An 11,950-nucleotide genomic window follows, 5' to 3' on the forward strand; every position below is an offset into this window, starting at 1 on the left:
CGCCGGCCTGCACCCTGCCGGGCCCGCGCTCCGTCAGCCTGCGAGCACGAAGCGCAGCTGCTCGACCGCCCAGTCCAGCTCCGTCACACGCACGACGAGCGGCGGTGCGATGCGGATGGTCTGACCCTGCGTGTCCTTCACGAGCACGCCGCGCGCGATGAGGCGTTCGGCGATCTCGCGGCCGCTGCCCACCTCGGGGTCGATGTCGACGCCGGCCCAGAGGCCCGCGACGCGCACCGCCGTGACGCCCTGTCCCACGAGCTCCTGCAGCTTCGCCTCGAGGTGCTCGCCGAGGAGCTTCGCGCGGCTCTGGAACTCGCCGGTCTGCAGCATCTCGACGACCCGCAGCCCGACGGCGGCGGCGAGCGGGTTGCCGCCGAACGTCGAACCGTGCTCGCCCGGCCGGATGACCCCGAGCACATCGCGGTCGGCGACGACGGCCGAGAGCGGAAGGATGCCGCCGCCCAGCGCCTTGCCGAGGAGGTAGACGTCGGGCACGACGCCCTCGCGATCGCACGCGAACGTCTCGCCGACGCGGCCGAGGCCGGACTGGATCTCGTCGGCGATGAACAGCACGCCGCGCCGGGTGCAGATCTCGCGCACCCTCTTGAGGTAGCCCTCGGGCGGGAGGATGACACCGGCCTCGCCCTGGATCGGCTCGATGAGCACGGCCACCGTGTCGGCGGTGATCGCGGCGTCGATGACCGCGGCGTCGCCGAACGGCACGGAGATGAAGCCGGGTGTGAACGGGCCGAAGTCGGCGCGCGCCTGCGGGTCGTCGCTGAAGCCGACGATCGTCGTGGTGCGCCCGTGGAAGTTGCCGTGCGCGACGACGATCTTCGCGGCGTCGGGAGCGACGCCCTTCACGCGGTAGCCCCACGCGCGGGCGAGCTTGATCCCGGTCTCGACGGCCTCGGCGCCGGTGTTCATCGGCAGCACGAGGTCCTTTCCGCACAGCTCGGCGAGGGCGGCGGCGAAGGGCCCGAGGCGGTCGTTGTGATACGCGCGGCTCGTGAGCGTCAGTCGGTTCAGCTGCTCCTGCGCGGCGGCGAGGATCGCGGGATGCCCGTGCCCGAAGTTGAGGGCCGAGTAGGCCGAGAGCAGGTCGAGGTAGCGCTTGCCCTCGACATCCGTCACCCACGCTCCCTCGCCGCGCGAGATCACGACCGGGAGCGGGCGGTAGTTGTGGGCGACGTGCTCCTCTTCGGCGGCGATGATCTGGCTCATCGCGGCATCGAGTGAGGTGGAGGCGGCGGTCATCAGGGACTCCTCTTTCGCGCGGGTCAGCGTCGCAGCTCGAGCGTGCAGCACTTGATGCCGCCGCCGCCGAGCAGCAGCTCGGACAGATCGACGAGCACCGGGTTGTAGCCGCGCTCGCGCAGCTGCGCCTCGAAGCCCGTCGCACGCGGCGAGATGATCACGTTGAACCCGTCGCTGGCCGAGTTGAGACCGAACACGGCGCCGTCGGCGTCGGCCACGCGGATGGCGTCGGGATAGCGTTCGGCGAGGATCGCCTGGCTGCGCTCGTCGAACGCGTGCTCGAGGTAGGCGATGTTGGCCTTCTCGACGCCGCCGGGGCCCTCGACCGGGTCGAGTACCGAGATCGCGGTGTCGAGGTGGTAGAACCGCGGGTCGACGAGGGTGAGGCTCACGACCTCCCTGCCGAACACGTCGCCGAGCTCGCGGTGGCTGTCGCCGGTCGAGCGGAAGCCCGTGCCCGCGAGGATCGTGTCGCCGACGAGGAGGAAGTCCCCCTCGCCCTCGTTGACCTCGACCGGCTCGGCGACCTCGAAGCCGTTCGCACGGAACCAGTCCATGAAGGCGGGGCCCTCGGGTACCCGCTCCTGGAAGCGGAACTTCGCACCGTACGCGACGTTGTCGATGACGAAGCCGCCGTTGGCCGTGTAGACCATGTCGGGAAGACCGTCGATCGGATCGATGAGATGCACCTCGTGTCCCAGTGCGACGTACGTGTCGTAGAGCGTCTCCCACTGGCGCACCGCGAGTGCGGTGTCGGTCGGGTTGGCGGGCTCCATCCAGGGGTTGATGGTGTAGCTCACCGTGAAGTGCTCGGGGCGGCACATGAGGTAGCGGCGGATCTGCTGGATCCGGCCGGAGGCGGATCCGGTGGCCGGGGCGGTGGCCGGCGCGGTGTTCTGCGTGGACATCTTGCTCCTGTAGAGGCGCGGCGGACGCTGTCCAGAGGCCCGGCGGGGCTGGGGAAGCCGTCAACCGGGCACGCCACGTCCATTGTCTCACGGACGCTGCACACGGCCGGGAAATGCGGACACCGGATGCTGCCACCTGATCACTCCGCGAGCACGACCACCTTGCCCGCCACGTGGCCGTCGGCCACGCGTGCCAGCGCGGCACCCGCCTCGGCGAACGGGTAGCGCGCCGCGATGACGGGGCGGAGGCTTCCGTCGGCCGCGAGCCGGACCAGTTCGGCGAGCACGTCCGGCTTGGCGACGGCGGCGAGCGGCCGCAGCGGCCGCTTCGAGCCGATCGATCGGACGGATGCTCCGGCGATGCGCCCGATCGGACCGAGGACGCGCCCACCCTCCCCCGACACCAGCACGACGCGGCCGCCGCCCCGCACCAGCCCGTGCAGCACCCGCAGCGGCGCGGTGCCGGCGATGTCGAGGACGGCATCGAACCGTCCCTCCCCGAGCTCGGGCGATCCCGGCTGCACCCCGCGGTAGTCGAAGGTTCGCGACGCCCCGAGGCCCTCGACGAGCGCGCGGTTGCGCTCGCCGCACAGTGCCCACACCTCGGCGCCGCGCCCCGCCGCGAGCTGCACGGCGAACGTGCCGACGCCGCCCGACGCACCGATCACGAGCACCCGCTGCGGCGACGCACCCGGTACCGCAGCATCCGTGACTCCTCCGAGCTCCAGCGCCTGCCAGGCCGTCCCGGCCGCCACCGGCAGGGTCGCGGCGATCACCGGGTCGAGCGCTGCGGGCCGAGCCACGAGCCGCGACGCCGGGCACACCGCATACCTCGCCAGCCCGCCGCCGGCGGGCAGCTCGCCGACGACCTCGTCGCCGACCGCGAGCCCGCTGACGCCCTCGCCCAGCGCGACGACGGTGGCGACGGCATCCATCCCCCTCACCGCCTGGCGTGGGCGGCGGAGGCCGAACGCGAGGCGCACCAGGAGGGGCTCGCCGCGCATGACGCGGATGTCGCCGTTGTTCAGCGCGGTCGCTCGCAGGCGCAGGAGTACCTCGCCACGGCGCGGCGCCGGCACGTCGATGTTCTCGAGTGCGACCGTGTCGGCCTCGCCGTATCGGTGCTGCGTCCATGCGGGCATCGAGTCCGTGCGCAGGGACGCGGATCCGTGACGTGTCTCGGACATGTCATTCCTCCGGGTAGTCGAAGAGGTCGTCGAGGCCGACGCCGAAGGCGCGGGCGAGCTGGAAGGCGAGTTCGAGGGTCGGCGAGTAGCGGCCTTGCTCGATGGCGATGAGGGTCTGCCGGGTGACGCCGACCCGGCGCGCGAGCTCGGCCTGCGTGACCCCCGCCGCCTCGCGCACTGCGCGGATGGAGTTCGTGACCTTGGTGGGCTTGACCATCAGACGAGCCCGCGGCGGTACGCGACGACGCTCGCGATGCCGCCGACGATCGACGACAGCGCGAAGCCGAAGAACATGGTGTTGGCGATCCAGAACCAGTCCGCCTCGAACGCGCACAGGAGGATGACACCGAGCCCCGCGATCACGAGGAACGCCTGGCCGACCCGCGTCGACAGGTGCGCGATGTCGCGGTCGCGCTGATCGGACCTGCCCACGCCATCGGGGTCGCGCATGCCCGCGAGGATGCCCCACACGATGCTCACCAGGATGGCCCCGACGATGCTCGCGCCGATGATCCACAGCATGATCGGGACCCAGTCCACGTCGGTGAGCGGGCCACCCGCAGCCTGCTGCAGCACGATCACGACGTAGACGATCATGCCGATCACGCTGACGATGAGGCTCGCCCAGATGTTGCGCTCTTCGTAGACCATGACCCCTCCCAGGGGTGTGTGTAAAAAATTCTTGACATCAAAGATATGGGCGCGTATCGCCGATGTCAAGAATTTTTTACACGCACCCGTCCTCCGTGCGTGTCGGAACCTCCCGGCCGACCCGCTCGACGGGACGCCGCCCTCAGGAGGATTGCGCAGGAGCGGCTGTCGAGTCCCGGACGACGAGCGACGTCGCGAGTTCCACGCGCGTCACGTTCGGCTGCGGGCTCTCGAGCGATTCGAGCACCAGGCGGGTCGCCTGCTCGGCCATCTCACGCAGCGGTTGGCGAATCGTCGTCAGTCGCGGACTGGCCAGTTCCGCGATCGGCAGATCGTCGAATCCCACGACCGACAGATCGCGAGGCACCGCCACGCCCGCTGCGGCGGCCGCATGCAGCACACCGAGGGCCTGGAGGTCGTTCCCGGCGAAGATCGCCGTCGGAGGGACCGCCAGGCGAAGCAGCGCCGCAGCGTGCCGCTCGCCGCCGTCGCGCTGGAAGTCGCCGAAGCGGATCCACTCCGGCTCGACGGCCGTCCGGGCCGACATCATGGCCGCGCGGTAGCCGTCCAGCCGGGCGAGCGAGCACATCACCTGCTCCGGGCCCGTGATCGCGGCGATGCGCCGATGTCCCAGCTCCAGCAGATGCCTGGTGGCGGCGACGCCCCCCGACCAGTTCGCGGAGCCGACGGCGGGGATCCCCGGGGCGGGGTCGCCGGCCGGGTCGATGATGACGAACGGGATGCCTCGCGCCTTCAGTGCCGCGCGACCCTCTGCGGGAACGTCGGCGAACAGCAGGATGATCCCCGTCGGTCGGCGTCGGATGACGGCATCCAGCCATTCGGGACCGGGGGAATGCCGGTCGCCGCTCACCGAGAGAGAGACCGCCATGCCCACCCGCGCCGCGCTCTCGCGCACCCCCTCGATGACCGCGAGCGCCCAGTCCCCGCCGAGCGCGTGGAGCACCACCTCGATGTACTCCCGGCGCTGCGCGCTGCCCCTGCGCCGATAGCCGCTCGTGCGGAGGTGGTCCTCGACGAGTTCGCGCGTCGCCGACGACACGTCGGCCGCCCCGTTGAGCACCTTCGAGATCGTCGTCACCGAGACGCCGGTCTGGGCAGCGATCTCGTGGAGGGTCACCCGTTTGGTCTGCGCCATCCCGCCTCCCGTGGTTCAATCCGCCGCGCGTCGCAGGAGCGTCGCGAGCCCCTTCGGGAACTCGTCCGCGAAGAGGCGCTCGTGCCCCTCGTCGCCCCAGACGCGCCGCAGCGCCCGCCGCTGCGGCGCCTCCGACCCGGCGTAGCGGGTGATGACGCTCTCCATGTTCATCCACCCTCCGAGACCGAAGCCTCGGAGGATGACGGGAGTGTCCCCCGCGACGATGCGCGTCCCGTCGACGCGAAGGGGGCCCCGGTGTGTCATGGAGTCCTCTCGAGAGTGCGCCGCAGCGTATCGGGTCTGCGGCGGCTCAGGCCAGGGTGAGAACCGTCCACGACACCGGTGGCAGGGTGATCGTCACGGTCGCCTCCCCGATCTCGACGGAGGCGTTCGCCGTGGGCGTCACACGATCCTGGTGCGCCAGCGTGTTCGCGGCGTGGATGTCGTCGTCGAAGAGAGAGATCGCTTCGCCCACGCTGACGCCGCCGAGTGCGCGGGTGTCGATCTCGAGGGTCACCTCGTCGGTCAGGCTGCGGTTGACGGCGAAGATCGTCGTCCCACCACCTGCGTCGTGCGTCGCGACGGCGTCGACGACGCTCACCTCGCCGTACTGCTCGGTCTGATATGTGGGGCTGTCCAGACGCAGCTCGAGCGCGGTGCCGCGGGCGAGCTTCGACGTGAGCGAGAACGGGTAGAAGGTGGTCTGCCGCCACGCCGCCCCGCCCGGCTCGGTCATGATGGGCGCGATGACGTTCACCAGCTGCGCGAGGCTCGCCGAGGTCACGCGGTCCGCGTGACGGATGAGCGAGATCATGAGGCTGCCGAACACGACCGCGTCGAGCACCGAGTACGAGTCCTCGAGCAGGCGTGGCGCGACGGGCCACGTCTGGACGTCCGTGATCCGATCGACGTCGTTGTAGCGGGACTGGTACCACACGTTCCACTCGTCGAACGAGATGTTGATGTTCTTGTCGCTGCGAACGACCGCCTTCACGGAGTCGGCCGTCGCGACGACCGCCTCGATGAAGCGGTCCATGTTGACGCCCGACGCGAGGAAGCTGGCGTAGTCGCCGTCGACCGGTTCGTAGTAGGCATGGCAGGAGATGAAGTCGACGTCGTCATACGTCTTCTCCAGCACGACCCGCTCCCACTCGCCGAACGTCGGCATCTGCGCACCCGAGCTGCCGCACACCACGAGCTCGAGGTCGGGATCGACCTGCCGCATGGCTGCGGCGGTCGTCGCCGCGAGCTGCGCGTACTCCGCGGCGGTGCTGTGGCCGAGCTGCCACGGGCCATCCATCTCGTTGCCCAGGCACCACATGCGGATGTCATGCGGTTCCCGGCGTCCGTTCGCGACGCGCTTGTCGGCCCAGAACGTTCCCGACCTCAGGTTCGCGTACTCGAGCACGTCGAGCGCCTCGAGGACGCCCCGGGTGCCGAGGTTGATGGCGTACATGAGCTCGCCGTCGACCTTCTCCATCCAGGTCGCGAACTCGTCCAGCCCGATCTCGTTGGTCTCGGTGGAGTGCCAGGCGAGGTCCAGTCGCCGCGGACGCTCCTCGCGCGGGCCGATGCCGTCCTCCCACCGGTAACCCGACACGAAGTTGCCACCGGGATAGCGGACCGTCGAGACACCGAGCTCACGAACCAGCTCGATCACGTCGTAGCGGAACCCGTCCTCGTCGGCCGTCGGGTGCGAAGGCTCGTAGATCCCGTCGTACACGCATCGGCCAAGGTGCTCGACGAACGAGCCGAAGAGACGTCGGTTGATCGGTCCGACCACGAAATGGGGGTCGACGGTGAGGTGTGCGCGGATCATTCTTCTCTTTCAGGGCAGGGGCGAACCGGCGCCAGGGACGCACGGCTCGTCAGATCACTTGAGGCTTCCGATGGCGAGTCCGCCTCGCCAGTACTTCTGCAGGGCCAGGAACGCGATGATCAGCGGGATGACCGACACCAGCGAGCCGAGGATGATGATGCTCCACAGCGTCTGCCCGCCCGCCGCGCCGTACGTGGACGCTGTCGACTGCCAGACGCCGATGCCGACGGTGACGGGGAACAGCCGGTTGTCGGAGAGCATCACGAGCGGAAGGAAGTAATTGTTCCACACGGCCACGACCGACAGCAGCAGCACGGTCACGATCGCGGGCCGCAGCATCGGCAGTGCGACCCGGAAGAACGTGCGGAACTCCCCCGCGCCATCCACGCGGGCGGCGTCGAGGAGCTCGTCGGGCACGGCATCGCGTGCGTACACGTTCATGAGGTAGACACCGAAGGGGTTGAGCAGCGAGGGGAAGATCACGGCCCAGATCGTATTCGTCCAGCCCACCTGCGCGAACAGGACGAAGGTGGGGATCACGAGCGCGGTCGTCGGCACCATGACGGCGCCGAGCAGGATCGCGAAGGCGGCCCGGCGCCCCGCGAACCGGTACTTCGCGAAGCCGTACCCCGCGAGGACCGCGAGCACCGTGGCGCCCACCCCGCCCAGGACGGCATAGAGGGCGGTGTTCGCCAGCCATCGCGCGTAGATCCCGCCGCCGTAGGTGAACAGGTCGACGAGGTTGCCGAGGTAGTTGATGTCGTCCGCGAACCACAGGGCATTGTCGCCACCGAACAGGCCGGCCGCGGTCTTGGAGCTGTTGACGATCAGCCACCAGAACGGCACCAGGAAGTAGACCACGAGCAGCGCCAGCACGATGTTCAGCGACGCACGCCCGCGGGGGCGCGGGGCCGACCGTCGCTCGACGAGCTTTCGCGGCTTGCCGCGGGTCTCGGTGATCTCGATAGGCGTGGCACTCATTCGAAGAAGCTCCCTCGCTTGCGGGTTGCGAACAGGAAGATGTAGACGCAGACGAAGACGACGGCACCGAGGGCGAACGAGATCGCCGCGCCGTAGTTGTAGTTCGCCAGTGAGAACGCCTGGTAGAAGGCGTAGATGTTGGGCGTGAAGTCGTTCGGGATGGATCCTGCCGCCAGCTCCTGGAGGATCTTCGGCTCATTGAAGAATTGCAGGGTTCCGATGAGGGCGAACACGAGAATGAGCAGGAGTGCCGGCGAGAGGAGGGGGATCTTGATCCGCAGGATGATCTGCCACTGCGAGGCGCCGTCGATGCGTGCCGCCTCGTACAATGTCGGGTCGATCCCCTGCAGCGCTGCATAGAGGATGATCATGTAATAGCCGGCCCATTGCCACGTGACGATGTTGAGGAGGCCGTAGAAGATCAGGCTCTTGCTCAGGAAATCAGGAGCCTCAGCTCCGAAAATTCCGAAAATGTCCGCGAGCGGGCCGAAGTTCTCGCTGTAGAGGAACCCCCACATCAGCGCGCCGATCACCGTCGGGATCGCATACGGCATGAAGATCATGAGCCGCGAGAACCGGGCGAACCGGGTCACGATGATGTCGAGCATCAGGGCGATGGCCAGCGAGATCGCCATCTGCAGCGGAATGAGCACCAGCGAGAACCGGATGACGAACCAGACGCCGTCGAGGAAGTTCGGGTCTGTGAACGCCTTGGTGTAGTTGCCGAAGAGGACGAACCGGGTGCCGCCGATGAGCGACTTCTGGAAGAGGCTCAAGTAGAGCGCGTAGCCGATCGGCAGCACGAGCAGAGCCAGGAAGACGATCCCGAACGGTCCGACGAAGAGCCATCCGAAGAGGTTCTGACGAGCGGCGGTCGAGCGACGACCGCCCTTCTTCGTGAAGGGGCTCGACCCCTTCTTCGTTGGGGGACTTGCGGTTGAGGTGGTCATGATTTCTCCGGGTCAGAAGGGAATGACCGGGGGGCCGGTCCGCGCGAGCACGGACCGGCCCCCCGTGCCATGTCACTCGACGGTGAAGCCCTGCTCCTCCGCGTAGGCCACGACAGCCTCCTGGAGCGCGTCCGCGGCTTCAGAACCCGTAGCGGATCCGTCGTTGATGTTCTGGATCTGCTCGGTGAGGGTCGAATAGTAGAACTGCTGGAGCGGCGTGTAGACCATGCCCTTGTAGGCATTCGCCGCCGGGACGTACACCTCCTTGTTGGCCTGCTGGCCGCTGAAGAAGGGCACCTCGTAGTCCTGGAACGCCGGGTCCTCCAGCACGTCCACGTTGAGCGGGAAGATGATCTGCTCCTGCCAGCCCTGATCGAGCGACGCCTGGTCGGCGTAGACCCCGAAGGCCACCTTCGCCGCCAGCTCAGGGTCGTCCGCCTGGCTGCTCACCGAGAACGCCGAGCCGCCCCAGTTGATCGCGACGGGGTTGGCCGGATCCCACTGCGGCAGCGGAGCGGTCGCCCACACGCCTTCGTCCGCACCCTCGCCGACGCCCGCGCCCTGGAGGTAGCCGGGAGCCCAGGCCGCCGAGAGGTAGGTGGCGTAATCGCCGCCGATGACACCGGCGATGTACTCGGGAGTGAACTGGTCCTCCGTGCCCACGAGGCCCTTCTCGACGAGGCCCGCCCAGTAGTCGAGGACTTCCTTGATCTCCGGGCTGTTGAGGTTGATCCCGATCTGACCCTCGTTGGCGGGGTCGTACGTGAACGGCTCGGCGCCGGTCTGGTACATGTACGCCGTCACCGCTGCGGGCTGGTTCGCAGCGAAGCTCGCGAAGACCGGACCTCCGGCGTCCTTGACCTGCTGCGCGGTCGCCTCGAACTCCTCCCACGTGGTGGGCGGCGTGATGCCGTACTGCTCGAAGATGTCGGTGCGGTAGATCATGCCCATCGGCCCGCCGTCGATCGGAGCGCCGTAGACGCCGTCGCCGACGGAGACGTCCTTCCACGCGCCGTCGCTGAAGTTGGCCTTGACGTCCTCATAACCGAGGTCGCTCAGGTCGACGAGGGCGTCCTGGGCCTGGAAGACCGCGATGCGGTCGGCCTCGACCATCATGACGTCAGGAGCACCGCTGCCGCCCGAGATCGCCGTCTGGAACTTGTCGTAGGCGTCTCCGCCCGCACCGGCGTTGGTCCAGCACACCTGAACGTCGTCGTTCGCCTCGTTGAAGTTGTCGACGACGGTCTCGGAGTTCGGGTACCACGCCCACAGGGTGACGACGGGGGCGTCGGGGTTCTTGATCTCGTTGGAGCAGTTGGATGCGTCGCCACCGCCTCCGTTGTCGCCACCGTCACCGCCGGCGGTGCAGGCTGCGAGGGCACCGGCCACTGCGAGCATCGTGATCGCAGCAAGGACAGGCTTCGTCTTCACTGGAGTTCCTTTCGGTTTTGCGGGACTTCTTCGTCGGTGCGCGACCGTTGCGGGTGCTCAGGGTCACTCGGGAGCAACTCTTTCTCCGCGTGGTCTACAACGTTGTAGAGCAACGTTGTAGACACTTTCCCATCGCGGCACGGGAGTGTCAAGAGAGCGGCGGCAATTTCTGCCCTGCGGGCGAAACTTACGCCTCAGTAGTCGACGGGAGCGCGTCCCAGCTCGCGGAGGAGAGCCGACAGCGCGGCGTAGGCCTCGTCCCGGTAGGCGGCGAGCGCGGGGGCGCGGTCCGGCGCAGTGGCGAGGAACCCACGGCCGGACTTCACCCCCTTCTCGCCGCGCTCGACGCGCTCGTTGAGGATTCCGGGCGAGGTGAACCGCTCCGGATACGCCTCGTGGAGCGATCTATAGCAGAACTCGTAGACATCCAGTCCCGCGATGTCCGCGATCGCGAACGGGCCGAAGAAGGGCAGCCGGAACCCGAAGGTCGTCCGCGCGATCAGATCCACCGCCTCCGGAGTCGCCACCCCTTCGTCGACGAGGCGCGCCGCCTCACTGAAGAGCGCGTACTGCAGGCGGTTCAGCACGAAACCCGTCACGTCGGAGATGGGCACTCCCACCTTGCCGCACTCGCCGAGGAGCTCGACGATCCTCTCCACGGCGCTCGGGTCGGTCTCCGCGTGCGGGATGACCTCGACTCCGGGGATGAAGGTGGCGGGGTTGCTGAAGTGCACGCCGAGGAACCGTGTCGGGTCCTCGACGGCCTGCGCGAGTGTGCCGATCGAGATCGTGGAGGTGTTGCTCCCGATGAGCGTGTCGGCGCGACAGCTCTCGCTGATGCGCCGCAGCGTCTCGTGCTTGAGTTCGAGGATCTCGGGCACGGCCTCTTCGACGAGGTCGACGTCGGCCACCGCCTCCTCGATCGACGTCGACGCCGAGACGCGCTCCGCGACCCGGTCGGCGGCGTCCGGGGGGAAGATCCCACGCCGGCCGTAGTCGTCCGCCTCGCGGATGAGGCGCTCTCGGTTCGAGTGGGCGAGCTCGGCGCTGGCATCGGCCAGAACGACATCCCTGCCCGCGAGCGCCAGGACCTGGGCGATCCCGCCGCCCATGTAGCCGGAGCCGACGACGGCCACCGTCGAGATCATCATGCTTCCTCCTCGTATTCGTCGATCAGGCGGACCTTCGCCGCGGATGCCGAGCCGGGGTCGAAGCGGTGCTCCAGCCATTCGTCGACGAGCTTCTTGGCGAGCTCCAGGCCGACAACCCGCGCCCCCAGGGTGAGAACCTGCGCGTTGTTGCTCTTGACCGACCGCTCCACGGAGTAGCTGTCGTGGGCGGTCACGGCGCGGATCCCGCGCACCTTGTTCGCGGTGATCGCGACCCCGAGCCCCGTGCCGCAGATGAGCAGCGCGCGGTCGGCGTCACCTCTCGCGACGATCGACGCCGCTTTCACCGCCACCCGCGGGTACGGCGTCGCCTCCGCGCTCGCCACCCCGATATCCACGACGCTGTCCACTCGCGAGTCGGCGGCGAGCAGCTCTCGCAGCTCCTCCTTGTATGCGAAGCCGGCGTCGTCGGCGCCGATCACGATTCTCCAGCCCATT

13 protein-coding genes are annotated in these 11,950 nt (G+C 68.6%); all 13 read right to left on the minus strand.

The genetic code is table 11. The features are described 5' to 3' along the window. Window positions 1-33: 33 nt before the first annotated feature. Window positions 34-1,260, minus strand: coding sequence for an ornithine--oxo-acid transaminase (gene rocD, locus MRBLWH3_RS01880; RefSeq protein WP_363428151.1), 1,227 nt, complete (start codon window positions 1,258-1,260; stop codon window positions 34-36). A 23-nt stretch (window positions 1,261-1,283) separates the two neighbouring features. Then, window positions 1,284-2,168 carry a dimethylargininase gene (gene ddaH, locus MRBLWH3_RS01885; RefSeq protein WP_363428153.1) on the minus strand — a complete coding sequence of 295 codons (885 nt, stop codon included), beginning with the start codon at window positions 2,166-2,168 and terminating at the stop codon, window positions 1,284-1,286. Between the two features lie 140 nt (window positions 2,169-2,308). Then, window positions 2,309-3,355 carry an NAD(P)-dependent alcohol dehydrogenase gene (locus MRBLWH3_RS01890; RefSeq protein WP_363428155.1) on the minus strand — a complete coding sequence of 349 codons (1,047 nt, stop codon included), beginning with the start codon at window positions 3,353-3,355 and terminating at the stop codon, window positions 2,309-2,311. Between the two features lies 1 nt (window position 3,356). Continuing rightward, a complete protein-coding gene (locus tag MRBLWH3_RS01895) occupies window positions 3,357-3,572 on the minus strand; it encodes a helix-turn-helix transcriptional regulator (protein WP_363428157.1) in 216 nt (71 codons plus the stop codon). Beyond that, window positions 3,572-4,006: a hypothetical protein gene (locus MRBLWH3_RS01900; protein ID WP_363428159.1), complete on the minus strand. Its 435-nt coding sequence runs from the start codon at window positions 4,004-4,006 to the stop codon at window positions 3,572-3,574. Before MRBLWH3_RS01900 ends, MRBLWH3_RS01895 begins: the two co-directional genes overlap by 1 nt. Before the next feature lie 142 nt (window positions 4,007-4,148). Beyond that, a complete protein-coding gene (locus tag MRBLWH3_RS01905) occupies window positions 4,149-5,162 on the minus strand; it encodes a substrate-binding domain-containing protein (protein WP_363428161.1) in 1,014 nt (337 codons plus the stop codon). Between the two features lie 15 nt (window positions 5,163-5,177). Then, window positions 5,178-5,426, minus strand: a complete 249-nt coding sequence (locus MRBLWH3_RS01910) for a hypothetical protein (protein WP_363428163.1) — start codon at window positions 5,424-5,426, stop codon at window positions 5,178-5,180. 46 nt (window positions 5,427-5,472) lie between these two features. Further along, window positions 5,473-6,981, minus strand: a complete 1,509-nt coding sequence (locus MRBLWH3_RS01915) for an alpha-N-arabinofuranosidase (protein WP_363428165.1) — start codon at window positions 6,979-6,981, stop codon at window positions 5,473-5,475. A gap of 54 nt (window positions 6,982-7,035) precedes the next feature. Next, window positions 7,036-7,962, minus strand: coding sequence for a carbohydrate ABC transporter permease (locus tag MRBLWH3_RS01920; protein ID WP_363428167.1), 927 nt, complete (start codon window positions 7,960-7,962; stop codon window positions 7,036-7,038). Further along, window positions 7,959-8,912, minus strand: a complete 954-nt coding sequence (locus MRBLWH3_RS01925; RefSeq protein ID WP_363428169.1) for a carbohydrate ABC transporter permease — start codon at window positions 8,910-8,912, stop codon at window positions 7,959-7,961. The genes MRBLWH3_RS01920 and MRBLWH3_RS01925 overlap by 4 nt, the downstream gene beginning before the upstream one ends. A gap of 72 nt (window positions 8,913-8,984) precedes the next feature. After that, window positions 8,985-10,343: an ABC transporter substrate-binding protein gene (locus MRBLWH3_RS01930; RefSeq protein WP_363428171.1), complete on the minus strand. Its 1,359-nt coding sequence runs from the start codon at window positions 10,341-10,343 to the stop codon at window positions 8,985-8,987. Between the two features lie 194 nt (window positions 10,344-10,537). Beyond that, on the minus strand, window positions 10,538-11,494 hold the full coding sequence (locus MRBLWH3_RS01935) for a 3-hydroxyacyl-CoA dehydrogenase family protein (protein ID WP_363428174.1): 957 nt from the start codon (window positions 11,492-11,494) through the stop codon (window positions 10,538-10,540). After that, window positions 11,491-11,949, minus strand: a complete 459-nt coding sequence (locus MRBLWH3_RS01940; RefSeq protein WP_363428176.1) for a ribose-5-phosphate isomerase — start codon at window positions 11,947-11,949, stop codon at window positions 11,491-11,493. The genes MRBLWH3_RS01935 and MRBLWH3_RS01940 overlap by 4 nt, the downstream gene beginning before the upstream one ends. Between the last annotated feature and the right edge of the window lies 1 nt (window position 11,950).

Source organism: Microbacterium sp. LWH3-1.2, assembly GCF_040675855.1.
GTDB lineage: Bacteria > Actinomycetota > Actinomycetes > Actinomycetales > Microbacteriaceae > Microbacterium.

Coding starts and splice junctions, on each gene's coding strand:
- MRBLWH3_RS01935 (WP_363428174.1), bottom strand. CDS start 11,494: ATGATGATCTCGACGGTGGCCGTCGTCGGCTCCGGCTACATGGGCGGC.
- MRBLWH3_RS01910 (WP_363428163.1), bottom strand. CDS start 5,426: ATGACACACCGGGGCCCCCTTCGCGTCGACGGGACGCGCATCGTCGCG.
- MRBLWH3_RS01925 (WP_363428169.1), bottom strand. CDS start 8,912: ATGACCACCTCAACCGCAAGTCCCCCAACGAAGAAGGGGTCGAGCCCC.
- MRBLWH3_RS01900 (WP_363428159.1), bottom strand. CDS start 4,006: ATGGTCTACGAAGAGCGCAACATCTGGGCGAGCCTCATCGTCAGCGTG.
- MRBLWH3_RS01920 (WP_363428167.1), bottom strand. CDS start 7,962: ATGAGTGCCACGCCTATCGAGATCACCGAGACCCGCGGCAAGCCGCGA.
- ddaH (WP_363428153.1), bottom strand. CDS start 2,168: ATGTCCACGCAGAACACCGCGCCGGCCACCGCCCCGGCCACCGGATCC.
- rocD (WP_363428151.1), bottom strand. CDS start 1,260: ATGACCGCCGCCTCCACCTCACTCGATGCCGCGATGAGCCAGATCATC.
- MRBLWH3_RS01905 (WP_363428161.1), bottom strand. CDS start 5,162: ATGGCGCAGACCAAACGGGTGACCCTCCACGAGATCGCTGCCCAGACC.
- MRBLWH3_RS01915 (WP_363428165.1), bottom strand. CDS start 6,981: ATGATCCGCGCACACCTCACCGTCGACCCCCATTTCGTGGTCGGACCG.
- MRBLWH3_RS01890 (WP_363428155.1), bottom strand. CDS start 3,355: ATGTCCGAGACACGTCACGGATCCGCGTCCCTGCGCACGGACTCGATG.
- MRBLWH3_RS01895 (WP_363428157.1), bottom strand. CDS start 3,572: ATGGTCAAGCCCACCAAGGTCACGAACTCCATCCGCGCAGTGCGCGAG.
- MRBLWH3_RS01940 (WP_363428176.1), bottom strand. CDS start 11,949: ATGGGCTGGAGAATCGTGATCGGCGCCGACGACGCCGGCTTCGCATAC.